The sequence below is a fragment of the Paracoccus sp. BR5-17 genome, assembly GCF_055693925.1.
Genome location: NZ_JBVFUV010000003.1, coordinates 303,619 through 327,303, shown reverse-complemented (window position 1 = coordinate 327,303; position 23,685 = coordinate 303,619). Strand labels below are relative to the sequence as shown.

The 23,685-nt window shown below is 69.0% G+C and carries 22 protein-coding genes, 2 tRNA genes and 3 pseudogenes; 13 read left to right on the top strand and 14 right to left on the bottom strand.

The window, feature by feature from the left end; genetic code table 11:
* Window positions 1-3: 3 nt before the first annotated feature.
* Entirely contained in the window at window positions 4-2,265 is a 2,262-nt protein-coding gene (rnr, locus tag ACZ1HC_RS02815) for a ribonuclease R (RefSeq protein ID WP_472698659.1), read from the top strand.
* Window positions 2,266-2,419: 154 nt separating this feature from the next.
* On the top strand, window positions 2,420-4,363 hold the full coding sequence (locus tag ACZ1HC_RS02810) for an OmpA family protein (RefSeq protein ID WP_472698658.1): 1,944 nt from the start codon (window positions 2,420-2,422) through the stop codon (window positions 4,361-4,363).
* Between the two features lie 39 nt (window positions 4,364-4,402).
* On the opposite strand, the gene ACZ1HC_RS02805 is transcribed toward ACZ1HC_RS02810, so the two are convergent.
* The 3 genes from ACZ1HC_RS02805 to ACZ1HC_RS02795 form a co-directional block, all read right to left on the bottom strand.
* Complete coding sequence (locus ACZ1HC_RS02805; RefSeq protein WP_472698657.1) at window positions 4,403-4,834, bottom strand: CoA-binding protein; 432 nt, start codon at window positions 4,832-4,834, stop codon at window positions 4,403-4,405.
* A 213-nt stretch (window positions 4,835-5,047) separates the two neighbouring features.
* Window positions 5,048-5,455: a YHS domain-containing (seleno)protein gene (locus tag ACZ1HC_RS02800; RefSeq protein ID WP_472698656.1), complete on the bottom strand. Its 408-nt coding sequence runs from the start codon at window positions 5,453-5,455 to the stop codon at window positions 5,048-5,050.
* A 94-nt stretch (window positions 5,456-5,549) separates the two neighbouring features.
* Window positions 5,550-6,353, bottom strand: a complete 804-nt coding sequence (locus tag ACZ1HC_RS02795) for a TrmH family RNA methyltransferase (RefSeq protein WP_472698655.1) — start codon at window positions 6,351-6,353, stop codon at window positions 5,550-5,552.
* Between the two features lie 124 nt (window positions 6,354-6,477).
* Between ACZ1HC_RS02795 and ACZ1HC_RS02790 the strand changes: the two genes are divergently transcribed.
* A tRNA-Tyr gene (locus ACZ1HC_RS02790) sits at window positions 6,478-6,561 on the top strand.
* Window positions 6,562-6,618: 57 nt separating this feature from the next.
* On the opposite strand, the gene ACZ1HC_RS02785 is transcribed toward ACZ1HC_RS02790, so the two are convergent.
* From ACZ1HC_RS02785 to ACZ1HC_RS02765, 5 genes and pseudogenes are all read right to left on the bottom strand, one after another.
* The gene (locus tag ACZ1HC_RS02785) at window positions 6,619-6,816 is read right to left on the bottom strand and encodes a hypothetical protein (RefSeq protein WP_472698654.1); all 198 of its coding nucleotides are present in this window, start codon (window positions 6,814-6,816) and stop codon (window positions 6,619-6,621) included.
* The gene (locus ACZ1HC_RS02780) at window positions 6,797-7,309 is read right to left on the bottom strand and encodes a capsular polysaccharide synthesis protein (RefSeq protein ID WP_472698653.1); all 513 of its coding nucleotides are present in this window, start codon (window positions 7,307-7,309) and stop codon (window positions 6,797-6,799) included. Before ACZ1HC_RS02780 ends, ACZ1HC_RS02785 begins: the two co-directional genes overlap by 20 nt.
* Window positions 7,310-7,348: 39 nt before the next feature.
* A pseudogene (locus ACZ1HC_RS02775) lies at window positions 7,349-8,547 on the bottom strand (IS256 family transposase).
* Window positions 8,548-8,668: 121 nt separating this feature from the next.
* A complete protein-coding gene (locus ACZ1HC_RS02770) occupies window positions 8,669-9,040 on the bottom strand; it encodes a capsular polysaccharide synthesis protein (protein ID WP_472698652.1) in 372 nt (123 codons plus the stop codon).
* A gap of 258 nt (window positions 9,041-9,298) precedes the next feature.
* Window positions 9,299-9,375 (bottom strand) — tRNA-Arg (locus ACZ1HC_RS02765).
* A 98-nt stretch (window positions 9,376-9,473) separates the two neighbouring features.
* Between ACZ1HC_RS02765 and ACZ1HC_RS02760 the strand changes: the two genes are divergently transcribed.
* The 10 genes and pseudogenes from ACZ1HC_RS02760 to ACZ1HC_RS02715 all read left to right on the top strand — a co-directional run bounded on the left by ACZ1HC_RS02760 (window position 9,474) and on the right by ACZ1HC_RS02715 (window position 18,831).
* Window positions 9,474-10,493 carry a LacI family DNA-binding transcriptional regulator gene (locus ACZ1HC_RS02760; RefSeq protein WP_472698651.1) on the top strand — a complete coding sequence of 340 codons (1,020 nt, stop codon included), beginning with the start codon at window positions 9,474-9,476 and terminating at the stop codon, window positions 10,491-10,493.
* Window positions 10,494-10,550: 57 nt separating this feature from the next.
* A complete protein-coding gene (locus tag ACZ1HC_RS02755; protein WP_472698650.1) occupies window positions 10,551-11,360 on the top strand; it encodes a S49 family peptidase in 810 nt (269 codons plus the stop codon).
* A gap of 507 nt (window positions 11,361-11,867) precedes the next feature.
* Window positions 11,868-13,728 (top strand): annotated as a pseudogene (gene uvrC, locus ACZ1HC_RS02750) (excinuclease ABC subunit UvrC).
* A gap of 129 nt (window positions 13,729-13,857) precedes the next feature.
* The gene (pgsA, locus tag ACZ1HC_RS02745) at window positions 13,858-14,490 is read left to right on the top strand and encodes a CDP-diacylglycerol--glycerol-3-phosphate 3-phosphatidyltransferase (RefSeq protein ID WP_472698649.1); all 633 of its coding nucleotides are present in this window, start codon (window positions 13,858-13,860) and stop codon (window positions 14,488-14,490) included.
* Window positions 14,480-14,731 (top strand): molybdopterin converting factor subunit 1, encoded by a 252-nt coding sequence (gene moaD / locus ACZ1HC_RS02740; protein ID WP_188714981.1) that lies wholly within the window; start codon window positions 14,480-14,482, stop codon window positions 14,729-14,731. The genes pgsA and moaD overlap by 11 nt, the downstream gene beginning before the upstream one ends.
* Window positions 14,732-14,735: 4 nt before the next feature.
* Window positions 14,736-15,224, top strand: a complete 489-nt coding sequence (locus ACZ1HC_RS02735; RefSeq protein ID WP_472698648.1) for a molybdenum cofactor biosynthesis protein MoaE — start codon at window positions 14,736-14,738, stop codon at window positions 15,222-15,224.
* Window positions 15,211-15,717 carry a hypothetical protein gene (locus tag ACZ1HC_RS02730; RefSeq protein ID WP_472698647.1) on the top strand — a complete coding sequence of 169 codons (507 nt, stop codon included), beginning with the start codon at window positions 15,211-15,213 and terminating at the stop codon, window positions 15,715-15,717. The genes ACZ1HC_RS02735 and ACZ1HC_RS02730 overlap by 14 nt, the downstream gene beginning before the upstream one ends.
* A 68-nt stretch (window positions 15,718-15,785) precedes the next feature.
* Window positions 15,786-17,155: pseudogene (locus tag ACZ1HC_RS02725) on the top strand (glutamate--cysteine ligase).
* A gap of 142 nt (window positions 17,156-17,297) precedes the next feature.
* On the top strand, window positions 17,298-17,687 hold the full coding sequence (locus ACZ1HC_RS02720; RefSeq protein ID WP_472698646.1) for a hypothetical protein: 390 nt from the start codon (window positions 17,298-17,300) through the stop codon (window positions 17,685-17,687).
* Window positions 17,688-17,796: 109 nt separating this feature from the next.
* Window positions 17,797-18,831: an SGNH/GDSL hydrolase family protein gene (locus ACZ1HC_RS02715; protein WP_472698645.1), complete on the top strand. Its 1,035-nt coding sequence runs from the start codon at window positions 17,797-17,799 to the stop codon at window positions 18,829-18,831.
* Here the strand turns inward: ACZ1HC_RS02715 and plsY are convergent.
* The 6 genes from plsY to ccmI form a co-directional block, all read right to left on the bottom strand.
* Window positions 18,828-19,409 (bottom strand): glycerol-3-phosphate 1-O-acyltransferase PlsY, encoded by a 582-nt coding sequence (plsY, locus tag ACZ1HC_RS02710; protein ID WP_472698644.1) that lies wholly within the window; start codon window positions 19,407-19,409, stop codon window positions 18,828-18,830. The two genes, ACZ1HC_RS02715 and plsY, sit on opposite strands and share 4 nt — an antisense overlap.
* Window positions 19,406-20,680 carry a dihydroorotase gene (gene pyrC, locus ACZ1HC_RS02705; protein ID WP_472698643.1) on the bottom strand — a complete coding sequence of 425 codons (1,275 nt, stop codon included), beginning with the start codon at window positions 20,678-20,680 and terminating at the stop codon, window positions 19,406-19,408. Before pyrC ends, plsY begins: the two co-directional genes overlap by 4 nt.
* Entirely contained in the window at window positions 20,677-21,639 is a 963-nt protein-coding gene (locus ACZ1HC_RS02700) for an aspartate carbamoyltransferase catalytic subunit (RefSeq protein WP_472698642.1), read from the bottom strand. The genes pyrC and ACZ1HC_RS02700 overlap by 4 nt, the downstream gene beginning before the upstream one ends.
* A 124-nt stretch (window positions 21,640-21,763) precedes the next feature.
* On the bottom strand, window positions 21,764-21,931 hold the full coding sequence (locus ACZ1HC_RS02695; protein WP_472698641.1) for a DUF1289 domain-containing protein: 168 nt from the start codon (window positions 21,929-21,931) through the stop codon (window positions 21,764-21,766).
* On the bottom strand, window positions 21,928-22,398 hold the full coding sequence (gene ruvX, locus ACZ1HC_RS02690) for a Holliday junction resolvase RuvX (RefSeq protein ID WP_472698640.1): 471 nt from the start codon (window positions 22,396-22,398) through the stop codon (window positions 21,928-21,930). Before ruvX ends, ACZ1HC_RS02695 begins: the two co-directional genes overlap by 4 nt.
* Entirely contained in the window at window positions 22,395-23,621 is a 1,227-nt protein-coding gene (gene ccmI / locus ACZ1HC_RS02685) for a c-type cytochrome biogenesis protein CcmI (RefSeq protein ID WP_472698639.1), read from the bottom strand. Before ccmI ends, ruvX begins: the two co-directional genes overlap by 4 nt.
* Window positions 23,622-23,685: the final 64 nt, after the last annotated feature.

The window sequence follows — 23,685 nt, the reverse complement described above, 5'->3', positions numbered from 1 at the left end:
CAGATGGCCCAGCTTCCCAGCAAGGAACAGATCATGGAGTGGGTCGCGGAACATCCCGACGCCAATTCCAAGCGCGACATCGCCAAGGCCTTCGGCATCAAGGGCGCCGAACGGATCGAACTCAAGCGCCTGCTGAAGGAGCTTGAGGGCGAGGGCCATCTGGAACGCCGCCGCCGCCATTACCTGGACGCGGAACGCCTGCCCCCGGTCACGGTGCTGGAACTGCTGGCCCCCGACGGTTCGGGCGACCTGTTCGCGCGTCCCTTGGAATGGCACGGCGACGGCCCGATGCCGCGCATCCATTACCTGCCGCGCGACAGCGACCCGGCGCTGGGCCGGGGCGACCGCTTCCTGGGCCGCCTGATCGAGGTTCACGGCGAGGATTACCAGTACCAGGCGCGCCTGATCCGCCGCATCACGGCCGCGCCCCACCGCATCACCGGCATCTTCCGCAAGGAGGCCGAAGGGGGCCGCATCGTGCCCATCGACAAGGGCCAGGACAAGGAATGGCGCGTCCGCGCCGATGCGACCCAGGGCGCGCAGAACGGCGAACTGGTGCAGGCCGAACAGGTCGGCGCCAAGGGCCGGCTGGGCCTGCCTCTGGCGCGGGTCGTCGACCGGCTGGGCGATGCTTCGGCGCCGCGCGCCGTCAGCCTGATCGCCATCCACCAGCACGGCATCCCCGACGATTTTCCCGACGCGGCGATCGCCGAGGCCGAGGCCGCCAGGCCCGCCACGATGAAGGGCCGCGAGGATCTGCGCGACCTGCCGCTGGTGACCATCGACCCTTCGGACGCGCGCGACCACGACGACGCCGTGGCCGCCCATGTCGAGGAGGACGGCGGCGCGACCATCTGGGTCGCCATCGCCGATGTCGCCCATTACGTCACCCCCGGCAGCGCCCTGGACCGCGAGGCCTGGCTGCGCGGCAATTCTACCTATTTTCCTGACCGCGTCGTGCCCATGCTGCCCGAGGCGCTGTCGGCCGACCTGTGTTCGCTGCACGAAGGCGTGGACCGGCCGGTGATCGCGGTCAGGATGCGGCTGGACGCGCAGGGCAACAAGATCAGCCACAACTTCCACCGCGGCATGATGAACAGCCGCGGCAGCCTGGCCTATGAACAGGCCCAGGCCGCGGCGGACGGCAAGCCGGACGCGCACACGGAACCGCTGATGGACAGCGTGATCCGGCCCCTGTGGCACGCCTACGGCCTGCTGAAGGAAGCGCGCGCCCGCCGACAGCCGCTGGATCTGGACCTGCCGGAACGCCGGATCGAACTGACGCCCGATGGCCGCGTCAAGTCGGTGAACTTCCGCGAGCGGCTGGACGCGCACAGGCTGATCGAGGAGTTCATGGTCCTGGCCAACGTCGCCGCCGCCGAGGAACTGACCCGCCGTCAGCGTCCGCTGCTGTTCCGCGTCCACGAGGAACCGAGCCTGGCCAAGATCGACGCGCTGCGCGAGGTGGCCCAGGCCTCGGGCTTCACGCTGGCCAAGGGGCAGGTGCTGCACACCAGCCACCTGAACCGCCTGCTGGCCCAGTCCGAAGGCACCGACTTCGACGAGCTGATCAACATCAGCACGCTACGCTCGATGACCCAGGCCTATTACCACCCCGAAAACTTCGGCCATTTCGGGCTGGCGCTGAAAAGCTACGCGCATTTCACCTCGCCCATCCGGCGCTATTCCGACCTGATCGTGCACCGGGCGCTGATTTCCGCGCATGGCTGGGGCGGGGGCCGGGACGGGAAGGGGGACGGCCTGTCGGCCCAGGACATGGAGCGGCTGTCCGAAACCGCCACCCATATCAGCGAGACCGAGCGCCGCAGCATGGCCGCCGAACGCGACACCACCGACCGCTATCTGGCAGCCTTCCTGTCCGAACGCGTCGGCACCGAGATGACCGGCCGGATCAGCGGCGTCCAGAAGTTCGGCGCCTTCGTCAAGCTGGACGAGACCGGCGCCGACGGGCTTCTGCCGATCCGCGCCATCGGCAACGAATATTTCCACTTCGATCCCGACGCGCAGATGCTGATCGGCAGCGATACCGGGCTCGAGATCGGCCTGGGGCAGCGGGTCACGGTCCGTCTGGCCGAGGCGGTGCCGACGACCGGCGGGCTGACGCTGGATCTGCTGGAACTGGAGGGCCAGCCCCTGCCGCGCGGCCCGCAGAAGGGCAGGCGCGGCCGCGGCCCGCGTCCGATGTCCACCAAGTCCCGTCTGGCCGAGATCAAGCGCGCCACCAAGCGCCGCCGCAAGCGCTAGGCCGCGGCCCGCCCCAACGGCGCCTTGCGCGGCTGGGGGCGCTACGCGGCAGTTTCTGCCGATCACCGCCGCGTCACGCGGATGTTTGGAACCGCCCCGTCCGATAGCCGGTTGGATCCGCAACGGATCAACCCGTTCAAGGGAAGGAAGACCCATGCGCCGCATGTTCAAGAACTCTACCGCCCTGGCGGCCTGTCTGTCGCTTCTGGTGCCGCCCCTGGCCCAGGCCCAGGCCCCGGCCGAGGGCGAGCAGCCCCCCGTCCCGCCGGCCCAGGAACAACCCGCCGAACCCCAGGCCGAACAGGCAGTCCCCGCCGAGGAACCCGTTGCCGAGGAACCGGCCGCTGAGGAACCGGAAGCCGAGGCCGCTGCCGAGGAACCCGCCGCAGAGGAGCCGGCCGCCGAGGAGGCGGAAGCCGAGGAACCCGCTGCCGAGGAACCGGAAGCCGCGGCCCCCGCTGAGGCCGCGCCTGCCGAGCAGCCTGCCGCGGAGCCTGCACCCGAGCCCGAAGCCGCGGCCCCCGAGGCTGCGCCGGCAGAGCCCGAAGCCGAACTCGAGGCATCTGAGCGCCCCGCCGAGGCCCAGCGCGAGCAGGAAAGCGATCGCCCGGCCCGCGCCGAGAGCAGCGAGGAGGAGGCCCCCGCCGCAGCCGAGGATCCCGCTGACGCTGCCGCAGCCGAAGCCGAACCCGCCGAGGCCCCGGCCGTCGGCGACGAGCGTCCCGCCGAGGCGGACCGCCAGCAGGAACAGGAACGCCCGGTCGAGGCCGCCCGCGAACAGCAGGCCGACCGCCCTGTGCCCGCCCCGGATGCTGAAACCGAAGCCGACACCGAGGCCGAAGCCGGCAGCGAAGACGCGCTGCGCGAGGCGCTTGAGCAGGAGCAGCAGGACGAGGCACCCGCGGCTGACGGGCAACCCGCCGACCAGGCCGCTGCCCCCGAGGACGCGGCCACCCCGCCCGAGGCTGACGCGCCCCGGACCGAAGCCGCCCAGCAGGCCGCCGGGGAAACCGGCGGCGGCGCGGTGGCGGCCGCGCTGAACGAGGAAGAGCAGGGCGAGGTCGTCGAGGAGGAGATCACCGAGGAGAACAGCCGCTCCTCGAACGAGGATTTCGAAACCAGCCTGCGCGAGGCCCTGACGCCCGAGCAGGAGCAGGCAGCCTCGCAGGACCAGGAGGCCCGCCAGGAGGACGACGAGGACGATGACGACGATGACAACGACCTGGCCAGGGCGCTGCTGCTGGGGCTGGGCGGGGTCGCCGTCGGCACCTACCTGAACAACAACCGGCAGGTCACGCTCAGCGCGCCGGACCGGGTGGTTGTCACGCGCCCGGACGGCAGCCAGGAGATCATCAAGGACGAGGTCGCGCTGCTGCGCCAGCCCGGATCGACCGTCACGACCGAAAACTTTGATGATGGCTCGTCACGCACGGTGGTGACGCGCAGCGACGGCAGCCGGGTGGTCACGATCCGCGACGCCGACCTGCGCGTGCTGCGCCGCACCCTGATATCGCCCGACGGCACCCAGACCCGGCTGATCGACGACACCGCCACGGTCGAGCCGGTGGATGTCGCGTCTCTGCCCGCCCCGGCGCCGGTCGTTTCGGCCGCCGACTATCAGGACGAGGCCGCCCTGCGCGAGGCCCTGCAGCGCGAGGTCGAGCTGGACCGCCGCTTCACCCTGGGCCAGATCCGCAGCATCCCCGAGGTGCGCGCCCTGGTGCCGCCGGTCACCATCGACGCCATCACCTTCGACACCGGCTCGGCCGCCATCTCGCCCGACCAGGCGCGCCAGCTCTCGACGCTGGGCAACGTGATCGCCGACGCAATCGCGCAAAACCCGCGCGAGATGTTCCTGATCGAAGGCCATACCGACACCGTCGGCCCGGACGCGGCCAATCTGGCGCTGTCGGACCGGCGGGCGGAATCCGTGGCCCTGGCGCTGACGGAATACTTCGATGTCCCGCCCGAGAATCTGGTGGTGCAAGGCTATGGCGAGCAGTTCCTGCAGGTGAGGCAGGAAGGCGATGTCCGAGAGAACCGCCGCGCGGCGGTGCGCCGGATCACCGATCTGCTGCAGACGGCCGAGGCCGACTGACCGACGCGAAAGGCCCCGGCAGCGCCGGGGCCTTTTCCGCTAGAGATGGCGGGGAAACTCGATCTTCGGGCAGCGGTCCTGGATGACGGTGATGCCGCAGTCCCTGGCGCGCCCGGCCGCCGCGTCGTTGCGCACCCCCAGTTGAAGCCAGATCGCGCTGAGCGCCGGAAGATGCGCCAGCGCCTCGTCCACGATCGGGCCCACGGCCTCGGACTGGCGGAAGATGTCAACCATCTCGACGCCGATGGTGTCGGGAATGTCGGACAGGCTGGCATAGACGGTTTCGCCCAGGATGGTCTTTCCGGCCTGGCCGGGATTGACCGGAACGATCCGATATCCGTTCGCCTGCAGGAAGCGCGCCACGCCCCAGCTCGGCCGTGCCTCGTTCGGGGACAGGCCCACAACCGCAATCACTTTCACGTCGCGCGCGATGCGGGCAATATCTTGGTCGTCCGTCACATCCGTGTCCATGACAAACCTCCCTTTTCTCGTCCAATAGTTGAATCAAGCTTGACATAGAAAAGGCGCCCGGTCCAGAAGGCTGGCCGGGCGCAAGTCGCGGAACGAGGGACAGTGATCTGAACATGACGGTTCCGAGGTCATGTTCCAGCTTGTAAATGGGCAACACCCCGGATTGGTTCCAGACATATCTCGATCATGTGATTGAAAAAGTCGCGCTTCGTGTTAATGGCGCGCCCAGTTTTCGCGCGCCTTGGCCAGGATTTCCTGGGGATCCTGCCGCAGCTTGTGTGCGGCGCGTCCGGATCCTACCAGATACAGTCTATTTCCGATGACCACGAAATGATGCGGATCACCTGGAACCCGCTGGCCGTTCGACAGCGCCACGGGGCACAGCCCTCCGAAAGCCGGGGCGAAGCTGCGCGGATCGGCTTCGAACCGGCTGCGGTTTTCCTCGGACGCGAAATGCCAGAGCTTTCCCTTCCACAGCGTCGAGATGTCGCGGCGCCCGGGCACCGGTTGCCCGCGTTCCAGAAACCCCACCGCGTCATAGCCGTCGATGGCCCAGTCCTGAGCCGCGGCCGGCACGCCGGACCCCAGGGCAAGCACAAGCGAGAGAAGCAGCGATTTCATGGGCAGGCAGTCTTTGCGGCGGCAGGACCCCTAGATGACAGCACCCGATCCGAATCTCAACGCTGCCGCGCAGATTGTCGCAGCCATGTGATGTTCATGCCATGCTGGCCGCATACAGGGCCACGGCCGCCGCGTTGGACACGTTCAGCGACCCGAAATCGGCCGCAAAGGGGATCCGGGCGACGTGATCGCAGCTTTTGGCGGTCAGGTCGCGCATCCCCGGCCCTTCCGCCCCCAGCACCAGGCAGACCGCGCGGCCCTGAAGTCCTGCCAGCAGGTCGGGCAGTGGGGTGGTGCCGGTTCCGTCCAGGCCGATCAGCGTGAAGCCCATCCCCTTCAACTGGCTCAGCGCCTCGGCCAGGTTCGGTACGCGCAGATAGGGCTGGCGCTCCAGCGCGCCCGAGGCGGTCTTGGCCAGGGCGCCCGTTTCCGGCGCGGAATGACGGGCCGGGGCGATCACCGCGCGGGCCCCGAAAACCTCGGCCGACCGCAGGATGGCGCCGATGTTGTGGGGGTCGGTGACGCGGTCCAGGGCCACCAGCAGGGGCCGCCTTTCGCCCGGTGCCTGGCGCAGCACGACATCGCTGAGCCCGCCCCATCTGAGCGGCCTGACCTCGAGCGCGGCGCCCTGGTGGACGCTGTCGGGGGCCAGCGGCACGGCCTTGCCGAAGATCCGGGGATCGGTGATCTCGGGCGTCATGCCGTGCAGGTCGCCCAGACGGTCGAGGGCGTTCTGCGTGACGACAAGGCGCAGCTTCTCGCGGCGCGGATTGGCCAGCGCGTCGCGCACCGCGTGCAGGCCGAACAGCCACAGCGTCTCGGACGCCAAGGCGCGCCGGGCACGTTCCTTGTCGATCACCCAGGCGGGTTTCTGGGGCTTTCCCGGTCGTTCGGCCATGCGCAGCATCCTTGTCGGCTGGCCCCTTCATGGCGCGGGAAACCGCCCCGGCGCAAGGCCCGGAAATCCGCTTGACGCCCTGCGGCCCGCCCGCTAATGACGCCCCCACGCCGAGGCGTTCGGCGGGCGACGTGCTGCAAGGTGCGGCAGCGGACTGTAACTCCGCCGGGGAGACCCATGCCTGGTTCGATTCCAGGGTCGCCCACCATTTTCCCGTTTCCCCCCATCTGCGCTGCCCGAAAGCGGAGGCATTGGGCCTGTCCTGTCAGGGCCGCAGGCTGTCCAGCGACAGGGTCGTTCCGAAGCCGTCCTTCGTGGGAAACATCTGCCGGACATCCGCCTCGGCGGGAGCATTTTCCGCCAGCGCCTTGCGCGCCTCGTGGATGGTGATCTCCGTCCTGATGGTCAGGACCCGAGCCAGGATCCGCGGGATGGCAAGGGCTTCATGACCCGATCCGGGCAAGCAGGTTGTTCAGCCGCCCTTCCGCCACGACAGCCTTGTGGGACAGCTTGCTCAGCGGCAATCCGCGTCCGATTGCTTTCAGGGCAGCATCGGCGTCGATCTTGCCCTCGAGCGCACCCTGCAACAAGAAGCACGGCACCGCAGGCAGGCTGCCACGGCGGCGGAAATGCGCCATCAGGTCACTGCTGTTGATCAGCCGCCATTGCAGGGCGTAGATCATCATGAAGTATCTGGACGGCCTGGTTTTCGCCCGGGTCAGAAGCGTCCGATAAGCCTCGTGCCAGGCAGCGACCAGCGGATTTGCCGGATGGCTGGCGATAAACCAGTTGTCGATCCAGCGATCAGAATGCGGCGCGGAAAAGACGAAAAACCCCGTCTGCCCGCCCAGCAATTGGATCCACTGGTTTAAGGGACGGTGGCAGTAGGTGGTGGCATCAGTCCAGACCCCTCCATGACGCGCCAGAAGGTTCAGTCGGATAGTGCCCCAGGGCATGGTGTATGAGCGCCGACCCCCGGAAAGATTAGGGTTCGATCAGGATGCCACGGCGGGCAGCCTGACGTTGGGATTGTCGGTGACGCGGGCGAGCGTTTCAAGGCTCATATAGCGCCGGGCGACGGTCCACTCGTCGTTTGTCTCGAGCATCAGCGCGCCGACGAGACGAATGACTGCATCATCGTTCGGAAAGATGCCGATCACGTCAGCGCGTCGCTTCACCTCGCGGTTCACCCGTTCCAGTGGATTTGTGCTGGCGATCTGAGCCCAGTGTTCGCGGGGGAAGGACATGTAGGCCAGCACGTCGTCACGGGAGGCGTCCATCAGGGCGCCCAGCTTCGACTGCTTCTCACGCAACGCATCCGCGACGATATCCCACTGCTTTTCCGCCTCGGCCTTGGTTTGCCTCGAGCGAAGATCGTCTTCAGCATCGCCGCCATGGCGGTGCGGCTCTTGGCTGGAGCATGGGCCAAGGCGTTGCGCATCCAATGAACCCGGCATCTCTGGTGGGTTGCGTTGAAGACCCGGCGCGCGGCGGCCCGCAGACCCTTGTGGTCGTCGGCGATTACCAGCTTCACGCCGCGCAAACCGCGGTCGGCTAAGGAGCGCAGGAACTTCATCCAGAACGCCTCGGCCTCAGAGAGGCCAGTCGCGACCCCCAGCACCTCGCGCTTGCCATCCTCGTTCACGGCGACAGCGATTATCACGGCATGGCTGACAATCCGCCCGCCTTCGCGCACCTTCAGGTAGGTCGCGTCGAGCCACAGGTAGGGCCAAGCGCCCTCCAACGGACGGCTCAGGAACGCATTCACCCGCTCGTCGATCTCGGCGCAGAGGCGGCTGACCTGGCTTTTGGACATGCCGCCTGCGCCCATGGCCTTGACCAGGTCGTCGACCGAGCGGGTTGAGACACCGTGAACATAGGCTTCCTGGATCACCGCCACCAAGGCCTTCTCGGCTGTGCGGCGCGGTTCCAGAAAGCTGGGAAAGTAGCTGCCCTTCCGGAGCTTCGGGATCTCCAGCGTGATCCGCCCGGCACGGGTGTCCCAATCGCGGTCACGGTATCCGTTGCGCTGAACCTCCCGCAGGGGCGTTCGCGCCCCCTTGGCAGCCCCTGTCCGCGCCTCAACTTCGGCTTCCATGATCCGCTCGGCCGCAAAGGCCAGCATCTCGCGCACGAGATCGCCATCAGCCTGCTTCTCAACCAGCTCGATTAGCGCCATTCTGTCATTGGTCATCGTCGTCTCCATTCCAGGTTTCAGGTCTTGCAACCCAAACCTACTCCGAAGATCGGCGATGACCGCCAGCGTTACCTACGGCCGCGCGCTGCGCTACGCCAAAGGCTCCGCGCGCGGCCTCCTACACCACCACATGGGACACAGCCTTCAGTCGCAGCAGGTTGGCCTTGAACCGGAGCGGCAGATCGTTCGGCAAATCTGGAAGATCCAAGACTTCGGGCGCGTTATTGTCCAGGATGCGAATGTCCCAATCGGGGTTTTCCCGGCGCCACGAGGCGATGCATGTCTTGACAAGCTCGGGCGCCGCATCTTCGCCCTGGGCCCAGAAAATCCAGAGGATGCGGGGAATGTCACGGTCCAGATAGGGCGAGATATAGGCCTGAAAGGCATCCCCGCCACCCTCGCGCAGGGTTTTGGTGAGGTGGCGGTTGTCGCGGTCAAGCCGTCGGGCATACAGTTCCAGCCTTGGCGCCTTGGGGAGTTCATGGCGCATCCACAAGAACGTGCTTTTCAGCGTCCGTTTGCCCCGCCCCAGAACCTGTCGCACACCCATGAATCGCCCCGGCTTGTTGACCTTGCTCCAGAGAACAGGATGCAGAGAGTTTGTCGAGCATCCATGCGCCGGATCCCTTAACGACCGCCTGTTCCTAGCAGGCCACCAAGGCAATCCCGATGCTGTTGTTCCGTGCCTTCCAAGGGGTGCGGGCCGACGATGCCTGGCAGGGGCTTAGGGGGCCGGATACGGGCCTCATGGTGACCCCGACAGGACTTGAACCTGTAACCTGCCCCTTAGGAGGGGGCTGCTCTATCCAGTTGAGCCACGGGGCCGCCTGCAGCCCTTTTGACCGCAGACGGGCGCTTTGGCAAGGTTGTCGCGCCGCCGAACGGGCGCTAACATCGGGAAAAGATCCCAATGCCGGTGCCAGATGAACGTTCCCAGACCCCGCCGCCCGCTGACCCTGCGGGATGTCTCCGAAGCGTCCGGCGTGTCGGAGATGACGGTCAGCAGGGTCCTGCGGAACCGGGGCGACGTGTCGGCGGCCACCCGCGAAAAGGTGCTGACGGCGGCCAAGACCCTGGGCTACGTGCCCAACAAGATCGCCGGCGGGCTGGCCAGCCAGCGGGTGAACCTGGTCGCCGTGGTCATCCCGTCGCTGTCGAACCTGGTCTTTCCCGACGTGCTGGGGGGGATTTCGGCGGAACTGGACGACACCGGCCTGCAGCCCGTGATCGGCGTCACCAACTATTCCCCCGCGCGCGAGGAGATGGTGCTTTACGACATGCTGTCCTGGCGGCCCTCGGGGGTGATCCTGGCAGGGCTGGAACACAGCAAGGCCTCGCGCGCGATGCTGGCCAATTCCGGCATCCCCGTGGTCGAGATCATGGACGTGGACGGAGAGGGGATCGACACCGTGGTGGGCATCTCGCACCGCCGCGCGGGGCGCGAGATGGCGGCGCGGATCCTGGCCGCGGGATATCGCCGCATCGGCTTCGTCGGCACCCACATGCCCGAGGATCACCGCGCCCGCAAGCGCCTGGCCGGGTTCGAGGAGGGCCTGTCGGAAGCCGGCGTGCCGCTCGAGGCGCGCGAATACTATCAGGGCGGGTCGTCGCTGCTGAAGGGCCGCGAACTGACCGAGCGCATCCTGACCCGCGCCCCGGATCTGGATTTCCTCTATTTCTCGAACGACATGATCGGGGCGGGCGGGCTGCTTTACTGCCTGGACAAGGGCTATGACATCCCCGGCCGGATCGGGCTGGCGGGCTTCAACGGCGTCGATCTGCTGGAGGGGCTGCCGGTGCGGCTGGCCACCACCGACGCGCGGCGGGTCGATATCGGGAGGCGGGCGGCGCGGCTGGTGGCGGGCAAGGACAGCCTGCCGGCGGACCGCATCGTGGCGCTGACGCCGACCTTCCTGCCCGGCGACACGATCCGGCATGGCTGACGATTGCCGCCGGGCGGGCGCTTGCGGCAGGGCGGGCGGGTAACTAAGTCTGCGGCCATGCGTATTCCTTTCCTTGACCGTCTGACGAAGAAGGGCCCCCGGGTCTCGGTGGTGCGGCTGCATGGCGCCATCGGCATGGCGGGACGCGGCGGCGCGTTGTCCGACGCCGCCCTGGCCCCGGTGATCGAACGCGCCTTCCGAAAGGGCAAGCCGGTAGCCGTGGCCCTGTCGATCAATTCGCCCGGCGGATCGCCGGTCCAGTCCTCGCTGATCGCCGCGCGGATCCGGCGGCTTGCGGACGAAACCGGCATCCCCGTCCACGCCTTCGTCGAGGACGTGGCCGCCTCGGGCGGATACTGGCTGGCCTGCGCGGCCGACCAGATCTGGGCCGACGACAGTTCGATCCTGGGGTCGATCGGCGTGATCTCGGCGGGCTTCGGCTTTCAGGACCTGATCGCCCGCTGGGGGATCGAACGGCGCGTCCATACCGCCGGGCGGTCCAAATCCACGCAGGATCCCTTCCGCCCCGAGCGCCCCGAGGATGTCGCGCGGCTGCACAATGTCCTGGAACCGATCCACCAGGCGTTCAAGGATCACGTGACCGCCCGGCGCGGCGCGCGGCTGGCGGCGGACCGCGATCTGTTCACCGGCGAATTCTGGGCCGGCCGGCAGTCGGTCGAACTGGGCCTGGCCGACGGCATCGGCCATCTGGTCCCGCGCATGAAGGCCCTGTTCGGCGACAGGACGCGCTTCGTCGTCCATGCGCCGCGCCAGTCGCTGTTCCGCAGGCTGGGCCTGTCGGCGGGCACGGTTCTGGACGCCGCCCAGGAACGCGCGGCCTTCGCGCGCTTCGGCGCCGGAGGATGAGCCTCCGCATCGTCATCCTGTTCCTGCTGGCGATGATCCTGCTGGGCCTGGTCAACGGACCCGCGTTTCGCCGGTTCCTGTCCCGCCTGCTGAGGGGGTTGCGCGGCGGCCGCTGATCGGCGGGCACGGCGGGGCGCGCACGGGGGTGTTTGGTCCGGCGCGGCCGGCCGATGGCGCGACGGGATCTTGCGGAAGGCTCGATGCCGGTGATCCTGGGCCGACGCGGCGCCCGGTTGTCCCGGCCGGTTAAGACGGGTTGCCCAACTGGCTGAAACCGTGAAGATTTTTTGACCACGGCATCGCGTCCACCGTTTTTCCTTGTGGAAACAACTATTTGTCTTTGTGCCCAATTTTCGGGCAGTATGAAGGATCTGTAACGTTTGCTGGACGGAATCCCTCTGTCTCACAGCCAGTGCACAGAGTTATCCCCAAAGCCGGTGGACAGCTTTCGCCTTGCGGTGCCCCGGCATCTTGCGGCAGGGGAAGGGAATCACTTTCTTCACTGACATGACCCAAGCGCCTTCTCTCAAGACCGGCCACGCGCTGATCCAGGACTATCTTCGCCAGCTTGACCGCAGCCCCGGCGTCTATCGGATGCTGGATGCCCAGGGGGCTGTTCTTTATGTCGGCAAGGCCCGCGACCTGAAGGCGCGGGTGTCGAACTATGCCCGGCCCTCGGGCCATTCGGCGCGCATCGCGCGGATGATCCGCGAGACGGCCTCGATGATGTTCCTGACCACGCGCACGGAAACCGAGGCGCTGCTTCTGGAACAGAACCTCATCAAGCAGTTGAAGCCGCGCTACAACGTGCTGCTGCGCGACGACAAGTCCTTCCCGAACATCCTGGTCGCCAAGTCCCACGCCTTCCCGCAGATCAAGAAGCATCGCGGCGCGAAATCGGAAAAGGGCGACTATTACGGCCCCTTCGCCAGCGCGGGGGCGGTGAACCGCACGCTGACCCAGTTGCAGCGGGTGTTCCTGCTGCGCAACTGCACCGATGCGACCTTCGAAAGCCGCACCCGTCCCTGCCTGCTGTTCCAGATTAAGCGGTGCAGCGCGCCCTGCGTCGGTCGGATCAGCGAACAGGATTACGGCGCGCTTGTCGCCGACGCCGAACGCTTCCTGCAGGGCAAGACCACCATGATCCAGGCCAACCTGGCCCGCGACATGGCGCAGGCGGCGGAGGACATGGAATACGAACGCGCCGCGGCGCTGCGCGACCGGATCAAGGCGCTGACCGCGGTGCAGTCGGTCCAGGCCATCAACCCCAAGCGCGTGGCCGAGGCCGACATCGTCGCCCTGCACATGGAGGGGGGCAGGCCTGCGTGCAGGTCTTCTTCATCCGCGGGAACCAGAGCTGGGGCAACCGCGACTTCTATCCGCGCCTGGGCGGCGTCGAATCGCCGGCCGAGGTGATGCAGGCGTTCCTGCTGCAATTCTACGACGACAAGCCGCCGCCCCGGATGATCCTGCTGTCGCACGCGCCCGATGAACCCGACCTGACGCGGCAGGTGCTGTCGGAACGCGCCGGGCGGCGCATCGTCATCGGCGTCCCGCAGCGGGGCGAGAAGGCCGATCTGGTGGAAAACGCGATGCGCAATGCCCGCGAAAGCCTGGCCCGCCGCATGTCGGAAAGCGCCACCCAGCTGCGCCTGCTGGAAGGCCTGGGCGAGGCTTTCGAGCTGCCCGCGCCCCCCGCCGGATCGAGGTCTATGACAACAGCCACATCATGGGCACCAACGCCGTCGGCGGCATGATCGTGGCCGGCCCCGAGGGCTTCATCAAGAGCCAGTATCGCAAGTTCAACATCAAGGGGACCGAGATCACCCCCGGCGACGACTTCGGCATGATGAGAGAGGTGCTGTCCCGCCGCTTCCTGCGGCTGCTGAAGGAAGATCCCGACCGGCAGACCGAGGCCTGGCCCGACCTGCTGCTGATCGACGGCGGCGCCGGGCAGGTCTCGGCCGTCGAGGGGATCCTGGCAGAACTGGGGGTCGAGGACATTCCCATCGTCGGCGTCGCCAAGGGCATCGACCGCGACCAGGGAAAAGAGGAGTTCCACCGCCCCGGCCGCCCGCCCTTCGCCCTGCGCATGAACGACCCGGTCCTTTATTTCATCCAGCGGCTGCGCGACGAGGCGCATCGCTGGGCCATCGGCTCGCATCGCGCCAGGCGCGCGAAATCGGTAATGGCCAACCCCCTGGACGAGATCGCCGGCATCGGCGCATCGCGCAAGCGCGCCCTGCTGGCCCATTTCGGCAGCGCTAAGGCCGTCAGCCGCGCCGGCCTGGCCGACCTGCAGGCGGTCGAGGGGATCTCGGCCGCGATGGCGCAGAAGGTTCACGACCACTTCAACGCCCGCAGCTGAGCCGGCGCGCCCCGGCCCCGCTGCAGCCTGCCGGGGCAGCCGGCGCCCTGGGCGGCAGGCCGGACCACGGCGGCGGGCATCGCAATGCGCCCCCTTTCCAAGTCCGGCGCCACCGACTAGCTTGCCCTCATGCGTTGGACCGTCCCCAATATCCTGACCCTGCTTCGGCTGATCGCGGCGCCGGCGGTGCCGCTGATGTTTCTGTATTTCAGCCGCCCCTTCGCGGATTGGGCTGCCCTGGCGCTGTTCCTGGTCGCTGCCGTGACCGACTGGGTGGACGGCTACCTCGCGCGAAGCTGGCAGCAGGAAAGCCGCTTCGGCGCCGCCATGGATCCGATCGCCGACAAGGCCATGGTGGTGATCGCCATCGTCGTCATCACCGGCTATTCCGGCATGAATCCCTGGCTGATCCTGCCCGCCACCCTGATCCTGTTCCGCGAGGTCTTCGTGTCCGGCCTGCGCGAGTTCCTGGGCGCGAACGCGCGGCTGCTGAAGGTCACCAAGCTGGCCAAGTGGAAGACCACCACGCAGATGGTGGCGATCTCGGTGCTGTTTCTGGGCACGGGCCTTGCCTATGTCGAACACGGGCGCCCGCCGCTGGTGGGCGAATCCCGGCTGCCCTTTTCGTCGTCCTGGGCGGATCTGGCGACGCAGGTGGGGCTTTTGCTGATCTGGGTCGCCGCGGTCCTGACGGCCTGGACGGGCTGGGACTATTTCGTGAAGTCGCGCCCCTACCTGCGAGAGCCCGGCCATGACGCTTGACGTCCTCTATTTCGCCTGGCTGCGCGAACGCATCGGCCAGCCCCGCGAACGGATCGAGACCGACGCCGCGACCGTCCGCGACCTGATCGCGGATCTTGCCGCGCGCGACGATTGGCACGCGGCCGCCTTCGCCGACCTGGCGGCGGTCCGCTGCGCGGTGGACCAGCAGCTTGCCGACCTGGACGCCCCCCTTGCCGGGGCCAGGGAGGTCGCCTTCTTCCCGCCGATGACCGGGGGCTGATCCGGTGTCGGCCCGCGTCCAGACCGCCCCCTTCGATCTTTCCGCCGAACTGGCGCGGTTCGGCGCCGGGGCGGGCGCCATCGTCACCTTCACGGGCATCGTGCGCGACGACACCGGCGCCCTGGCCGCGCTCGAGATCGAGCATTATCCCGGCATGACGGAACGCGCGCTGGCCGATTACGGCGCCGAGGCCGCGGCCCGCTTCGCCCTTGCCGACTGGCGCATCGTCCATCGCCACGGCCTGCTTGCCGTGGGCGAGCCGATCATGATGGTGGCCACCGCCGCCCGCCACCGCCACGCCGCCTTCCAGGCCGCGGACTACCTGATGGACTGGCTGAAATCCCGCGCCCCCTTCTGGAAGCGCGAGATCGGCCGCGACGGCGCCACCCGCTGGGTCGATGCCCGGACCAGCGACGAGGAATCCCTGTCGCGATGGCAGGCTTCTTCTTTGCCCAAATACCCGGCTCCGGCCGCCAGCGATGATCCGGCCTGAACTGCGCGCCTGGGCCGCCCGCCGGTCCGAAGCCATCCTCGCCGTCATCATCCTGGCCGCGGGGCTGTGGCTGGCCCTGCGCGGCGGCTGGTTCTTCGCTGCCTTGGGTGGCCTGGTGGTGCTGGTGGGCCTGTCGCTGCTGATCGGCGCGGTCCGCCGCCTGCCGTTCCGCCGCCAGATCGCCGCCCCCGGCCTGGTCGAGGTGGACGAGGGCGCCGTCCGCTATTACGGCGCCGCCGTCCTGGGCGGCGAGATCGCGCTTCGCGACCTGGTCGAGATCCGCCTGCTGCGCCTCGAGGGCAGGGGCCACTGGCGGCTGCGCAGCGCCAGTGGCGAGGCGCTCTTGGTCCCTGTCGATGCGGCGGGCTCGGACGCGCTGGCTCATGCCTTCACGGCGCTGCCCGGGTTGGACATGGGCGCGGTCTCGGCCGCCCTGGCCCATGTCGCCGATCAGTCCGACGCGGTGCGGACGGTTTGGCGGCGCCCCGGCTGAGGCGGGTTGACTTGGCCATCGCCGCTTGTCACCTGTGACCGGCAGACACGCTCGAAAGGCCCCGCCTCATGTCGATACCACAACAGGGCGGAGGCCCGATCGAAAGCCGCGACCAACTGGCGGCCTATATCGCCAGCGGCGAAAAGCCGCGCGACGCCTGGCGCATCGGCACCGAACACGAGAAGTTCGGCTACGACAAGGCGACCCTGAAGCCTCTGCCCTACGAGGGCGCCTGTTCGGTCCATGCTATGCTGTCCGGGCTTCGGGACGGCTTCGGCTGGGATCCGGTCATGGAACAGGACCGGCTGATCGGCCTGCAGCGCGACGGGGCCAATATCAGCCTGGAACCGGGGGGCAGCTGGAACTGTCGGGCGCGCCCCTGGAAACCATCCACCAGACCTGCGACGAGGTGAACCAGCACCTGGCCGAGGTGAAGCAGGTGGCCGACCGCATCGGCGCGGGCTTCATCGGCCTGGGGGCCGCGCCGATCTGGGGACAGGACGACATGCCGATGATGCCCAAGGGGCGCTATCGGCTGATGACCGACTACATGGACCGGGTCGGCACGCTGGGCAAGCAGATGATGTACCGCACCTGCACGGTGCAGGTGAACCTGGATTTCGCCTCGGAAGCCGACATGGTCAAGAAGCTGCGCGTCGCCCTGTCGCTGCAGCCCGTCGCCAACGCGCTGTTCGCCAATTCGCCCTTCCTCGACGGCAAGCCCAACGGCTGGAAAAGCTGGCGCGCGCATATCTGGCAGAACCTGGACGACGCCCGCACGGGGATGCTGCCCTTCGTTTTCCAGGACGGCTTCGGCTACGAGGCCTGGGTGAATTACGTCCTGAACGTGCCGATGTATTTCGTCTATCGCGACGGCCAGTATATCGACGCCCTGGGCCAGTCCTTCCGCGACTTCCTGGACGGCCGCCTGCCCGCCCTGCCGGGCGAGGTGCCGACCCTGTCGGACTGGGCCGACCACATGACCACCGTCTTCCCCGAGGCCCGCGTCAAGAAATACATCGAGATGCGCGGCGCCGACGGCGGCCCCTGGCGGCGGCTCTGCGCGCTGCCGGCGCTGTGGGTCGGGCTGATCTATGACCAGGGTGCGCTGGATGCCGCCTGGGATCTGGTCAAGGGCTGGGATGACGAGACGCGCGAGGGTCTGCGCCGGCAGGCCGGTCTCCATGCCCTGCAGGCCAGCGTGAACGGCATCCACATGCAGGATCTGGCGCGCGAGGTCGTGGCCATCGCCGAACAGGGTCTGGCCAACCGCGCCCGCCCCGGCGCCGGCGGCATGATCCCGGACGAGACGCATTTCCTGGATGCGCTGAAGGAAAGCCTGGATAGCGGCAAGGTGCCGGCCGACGAACTGCTGGAAAAGTACCACGGCGAATGGAACGGCGATTTGACCGCGATCTATCGCGACTATTCCTACTGATCCGCCCCGGGGTGATCCGGCAGGGGCCCGTGCCGCCATCCCCAATGCACGACAAAATGACCGCAACAGGCTTGAAAGCCGCTGGCGTCGGTGGCACGCCAAGGCGGGAACGGCCTGAAACAGCGGCGAAGGAGCGGCACGGATGAAGGCGGATGCGATGGTATGGGTGCAGCGGATCGTCGGTGCGGTCTTCGCGGTGGGGGTCATCGCGCTGATCGGGGCGATCGTCTCGCAGGTCGGCCAGGCCGAGGGCCTGCCACCGCTGCCGATCTTCCTGGGGCTTCTGGGCATCGTCGGGCTGATCCTGGCGGCCGGGACCTGCCTGGCGCTGATCTCGCTGGCGATCTCGGCGCGGCGCGGGGCCGAGGCGCTGCGTCGGATCGCCGGACAGGGCGGGGCCGCGCCCCTGGCCGCCCCCGCGCGGCTGTTCAGCCAGGCGCCCCTGCGCGAGGTCGTGGCCCAGCCGCAGCCCGAACCGGCCCCCGGCCGTCCCGCGCGCCCGACGGGCCGCAGCCTGGTCGCCGAACGCTGAGGGCGGCGATCCGCGGCCGGCCCGGGACCCAGCCTGCCCCCCGGATCTTTCCTGTTGTCTCGGCGCCCCTGCTGCCTTTAGCCTGAGCGGAAAAGCACATGGGGGGATCATGCGCAAATTCCTGCTGACCGTTGCCATCATCGCAGCGCCGCTGACGGCGCAGGCCTCGGTGGTGACGAATGCCTTCACCAGCTTCTGGGCCTTGGGGGACAGCCTGACGGACGACGGCAACCTGCCGCTGGCCGTCTTTGCCGCGGGCCATCCGGGGGCGCCGATCTCTGCCCAGCCGGGACGGGCGGCCTATTACGCGCCCCAGGACGGGCCGCGCTTTTCCAACGGCCGGACCTTCGCGGAATACGTCGCCGAGGCGTTCGAGGCCGAGGGCCGGCCGACGGGCAACCTGGCCTTCGGCGGGGCCGAGGCGGCCGAGCCGGCCGATCTGCTGGATCCCACGCCGGGCCTGACCGCCCAGCGGCAGGTCCTGGCCGCGGCCTCGGCCAGCTTCGGATCGCGGCCCCTGGTGTCGATCCTGGCGGGGGCGAACGACATCTTTGCGGGCCTGGCCAGCGGCGACCCGGTGGCCAATGCCCTGACCGCGGCGGTCAGGGCGGCCGACGCGGTGGCGGAAACGGCCAGCTTCCTGGGCGCCCGCGGGGTGCGCGACTTCCTGATCTCGAACCTGCCCGATCTAGGCGCGACGCCGGGCTTTTCGCTGTTCCAGCCCCAGGCCCGGCTGCTGGCCAGCGCGGCCACATCGGCCTACAACGCGCGGCTGGCGGCGAATGTCGCCGCGCTCGAATCCGGGGGCCTGAACGTCATCGACCTGGACATCTATGCGCAGTTGAACAGCATCCTGGCGGATCCTGCCGGGTTCGGCTATGGCGACACGACGCTGCCCTGCCTGTTTCCCAGCGCGGGGGTGGCGGGGGCGTTCGGCCAGCCGGCCGTGTGCAGCGACGCCGAATCGCTGACCCGGCTGTTCTTCGATTCGGTCCATCCGAACCTTCTGGCCCATGCGCAGTTCGGTCAGGCCGCCCTGGACGCGATCGGGTCGGAACTGGCGCCGGTTCCGCTGACGGGCGGGCTGCCGTTTCTTCTGACCGGGCTGGGCAGCTTCGTGGCCCTGCGCCGCCGCCGGGCCTAGCGCCGGCCGATCCGGGGTTCAGTCCCGGCCAGCAGGCGGGCGATGTTCGGGCGGTGGCGGATGAAGATCAGCACCGCCATGAACAGGCTGACGGCGACCAGGTCGGAACGTCCGAGGCCCCAGGCCAAGACCGGCGACAGCGCCGCCGCCAGCAGCGCCGACAGGCTGCTGATGCGGCTGACAAGCGCCGTGGCCAGCCACACGGCGCAGGCGGTCAGCCCCAGCGCCCAGTGCAGCGCGATCAGCGTGCCCAGGAAGGTGGCGACGCCCTTGCCGCCGCGAAAGCCCAGCCAGACGGGGAAGCAATGGCCCAGAAAGGCCGCGCCGCCCGCCAGCATCGCCGCCGTCTCGCCGCCGAAATGGCGGGCCACCAGCACGGCGATGGCGCCCTTGCCCGAATCCAGCAGCAGCGTTGCCAAGGCCGCGCCCTTGTTGCCGGTCCGCAGCACGTTGGTCGCCCCGATATTGCCCGAGCCGATCTTGCGCAGATCGCCCAGCCCCAGGGCCCGCGCGATCGCCAGCCCGAAGGGGATCGAGCCCAGCAGATAGCCGAAAACGCTCCACAGGATCAGGATCATGCCTCGCCTCCGAAGACGCGCCGGCCGGCGACCCAGGTGCCCAGGACGCGCCCTTCCAGCCGGGCGCCGTCGAAGGGCGTGTTCTTCGACTTCGACCGCAGGGTGAAGCGGTCCAGCACGAAGGGCGCGTCCGGGTCGAACAGCACCAGATCGGCAGGCGCGCCCGCCGTCAGCCGGCCGCCGGGCAGGCCCAACCGACGCGCCGGGTTCAGCGACATCGCCCGCCACAGCTGCGGCAGGGTCAGCCCGCCCTGGTGATACAGGCGCATCGCGGCGGGCAGCAGCGTCTGCAGGCCCACGGCGCCGGGGGCGGCGGCCTCGAAGGGCAGGCGCTTGGATTCCTCGTCTTGGGGGGTGTGGAAGCTGGCGATCACGTCGATCAGCCCCTCCGCCACGGCCTGCACCATCGCCAGCCGGTCGTCCTCGGACCGCAGCGGCGGGGTGAAGCGGAAGAACGTCCGGTAATCGCCCACGTCGTATTCGTTCAGCGTCAGGTGGTGGATCGAGATCCCCGCCGTCACGTCCAGTCCCGCGTCGCGCGCGCGACGCAGCGCGGGCAGGGCGGCGGCCGCGGTAATCTGGTCGGCGTGCCAGCGGCAGCCGGTCATGGCGACCAGCGACAGGTCGCGGTCCAGCCCGATCACCTCGGCCATGGGCGAGACGGCCGGGATGCCATAGATCGAGGCAAACTTGCCGCTGGTGGCCGCCGCCCCCCGCGACAGCCCCGCGTCCTGCGGATGGCCCACGATCAGCGCGCCCAGCCCCCGCGCATAGGTCATGCAGCGCGACAGAAGCCGCGTGTCGGTGACTTGGCGCACGCCGTCGGTGAAGGCGACGGCCCCGGCATCGGTCAGGAACCCGATCTCGACCATCTCGCGCCCCTCGCGGGCCTTGGTGAGGCTGGCCATGTGGCGGATGTTCACCGGCGCGTCCGCCGCCCGCCGGGTGACGAATTCCAGCGATTCGGGCGTGTCGATCGGCGGCAGGGTGTCGGGGCGGGCGACGATGGTGGTGACGCCGCCCGCCGCCGCCGCAAGGCCGGCGCTGCGAAAGGATTCCTTGTGGCGCTCGCCCGGCTCGCCGATCTTCACGCCCCAGTCGATGATCCCCGGCGCCAGGGCCCGGCCGCCGCAGTCGATGACGGTGGCGCCATCGGGGGCGTCCGCGCCGCTGCCGCGGATCACGCCCCCCTGGACCAGCAGGCTGCCGGGGGCATCGGACTGCGCCTCGGGGTCGATCAGGCGGGCGTTGGTGAACAGGATGGCGGTCATACCATCACCCCCGCCGCCGCCCGGCCGCGTTCCGCGCGCAGGTTCCGCGCCAGCAGGTCAAGCGCGGCCATGCGCACGGCCACGCCCATTTCCACCTGATCCTGAATGACCGACCGGTTGATGTCGTCGGCGATGAGGCCGTCGATCTCGACCCCGCGGTTCATCGGGCCGGGATGCATGACGATGGCATCGGGGGCCGCGCAGGCCAGCTTTTCGGCGTCGAGGCCGAAGCGGTGGAAGTATTCGCGTTCCGACGGGATGAAGCCGCCGTCCATGCGTTCCTTCTGCAGCCGCAGCATCATCACCACGTCGGCGCCCTTCAGGCCCTGGCGCATGTCCTCGAACAGCTCGACCCCCATCTCGGCCGCGCCCGCGGGCATCAGGGTGGCGGGGCCGATCAGGCGCAGGCGGTTTTCCATCTTGCCCAGCAGCAGCAGGTTCGACCGGGCCACGCGGCTGTTGGCGATGTCGCCGCAGATGGCGATGGTCAGGCGGTGCAGCCGGCCCTTGGCGCGGCGGATGGTCAGCGCATCCAGCAGCGCCTGCGTCGGGTGTTCGTGGCGCCCGTCGCCGGCGTTGATGACGGCGCAGGTGACCTTTTCCGCCAGCAGGTTCACCGCGCCGCTGTTGGGGTGGCGCACCACCAGCAGGTCGGGCTGCATCGCGTTCAGCGTCAGGGCGGTGTCGATCAGCGTCTCGCCCTTCTTCACGCTGCTGTGGGCCACGGCCATGTTCATCACGTCGGCGCCCAGCCGCTTGCCCGCCAGTTCGAAGCTGGCCTGCGTCCGGGTCGAGTTCTCGAAGAACATGTTGATCTGCGTCATCCCCGCGAGCGCGTCGGAATGCTTGACCGTGCGGCGGTTCAGGGCGACGTAGTCCCCGGCCAGATCCAGAAGCGCGGTGATCTCGGGCGGGGAGAGGTGGTCGATGCCCAGAAGGTGGCGGGCGCGAAAGGTCATGACGGGCCTCAAGGTCGGGTCGGGCTTCTATCGCAGATGGCCGATCACGCAGCAAGCGGGCAGGGGGCTGCCTGCCCCCCGCGCGTTCCGCGCGTCCCCCGGGGATATTTCGGCACAGAAGATGTCAGCCCTGCCGGGACGCGCGGGCGGGCAGGTCCGCCATGATCCGGCGGCGGTCTTCGGGCGACAGGCGGGACCATGCGGCGATTTCGTCCAGCCTGCGCCAGCAGCCGGTGCAGAGCCGGGTCTTCGGGTCGATCACGCAGATCCTGATGCAGGGGCTTTCGATCATCGGCGAAGATGGCGCAGACGGTCCAGCGCGCCCTGCAGGATATAGCCCGCCGCCACCTGGTCGATCACCTCGGCCCGGCGCCTGCGCGAGGTGTCGGCTTCCAGCAGCGCGCGTTCGGCGGCCACCGTGGACAGCCGTTCGTCCCAGAAGGTGATGGGCAGATCGGTCAGCCGTTCCAGGTTGCGGGCGAAGGCGCGGGTGGACTGCGCGCGCGGGCCTTCGCTGCCGTCCATGTTGCGCGGCAGGCCCAGGACCAGGCCGATCAGGGCGCGGTCGGCGGCGATGGCCAGCAGGCTCTGCGCGTCCAGCGTGAACTTCTGCCGCCGGATCACCGTCAGCGGCGAGGCCACCTGCCGCAGCCCGTCGCTGACGGCCACGCCGATGGTCCTGGTGCCCAGATCCAGCCCGGCGATGGCTCCGACCGGGGGCAGCCCGGCGGCGAAGTCGGTGATGTCGGCGTGGATCATTCCGCCAGCCCCGACCCTGCGGCGGCGCGGCGGACGGTTTCCAGCGCCTCGGGCTGGTCGGCAAAGCGGGTCCGGGCTTCGGCCCAGATCTCGCGGGCGTGGTCCAGATCGCCGATCACCACCAGAGAGGAGATCAGCCGCGCCCATTCCTCGGGGCTGCCGCCCTGCTGGGCCAGCCGCGCCTGGAGTTGGCGCACCATGCCGACGACCATGTCCTGACGCTGCTGCGGGGTCATCTCCTCGGCCGCCGCCACGGCATCGGCGTCGGGGCCGGGCAGCGGCGCGGCGACGGGCGCGGGGGGAACGTAGTCGGGATGGCCCGCAAGCCAGGCCAGGTCGGCAATGGCGTTCCGGATCGGCGGGATCCAGGGCGCATCCTCGGGGCCTTCCTCGAGCAGGCGGCGCCAGACCGGGAAGGCGCGGTCGGGGCGGTCGTTCTGCAGCTGCAGCAGCCCCAGCAGGTAGCGCCCCTGGGGATTGGACGGATCCCGGCCCAGGCCGCGGGCCAGGACTTCCTCGGCCTCGGGGGTGATCAGGCCGCCCGCCGCCTCGATCATCAGCGCGGCAAGGCGCACCAGGTCGTCCGACGAGGCCTGGTCGCCGCGAAGCTCGACCAGCCGCTGCTGGGCATCGCGGGCGGCGGCCACATTGCCCAGCCGAAGTTCGTTGACGGCCAGAAGCGCAAGGCCCTGCGGATCGTCGGGATTGCGCGCCACGGCCTCGCGAAGCTGGCGGATCAGGGCGGCTAAGTCCTCGGGCACCTCGGGCGGGGCAGGGGCGGGCGCCAAGGCCTCGGCCTCGGCCTGGCCGGGGCGGTCCTGATAGCGCTGTTCCGCCTGGGCGATGCGCTGCGCCAGGGGCAGGTCGCCAAGCCCGGGCCGGCCTTCGCGCAGGTAAAGCGCCAGGCCCGCCGCAAGGCACAGAGCCAGCAGGGCCACCGCCAGCCCGCCGGCCCCCGCGCCCTTCCCCTGGCCCCCGGCCTGCGACAGCCGGCGGTCGGCGTCCAGCACCTTGCGCCCGATCTCGGTGCGCAGCCGCGCCGCATCCTCGGCCGCGATCACCCCGCGTTGCAGGTCGCGGTCCACCTCGAGCAGCTGGTCGCGGTACACCTGAAGGTCGTAGGCCGCGGCAGGCGGGGCGGCATGGCCGCGCCCGCGCAGCAAGGGGGCGGCGATCGCAAGGCCCACGGCCCCCGTCAGTGCGGCGCAGATGATCCAGAACATGCGAGCCTCTTTGGTCAGGCCCATCTTCTAAGGGCATTTGCGTCCGGCGGAAAGCGGCAGGCTG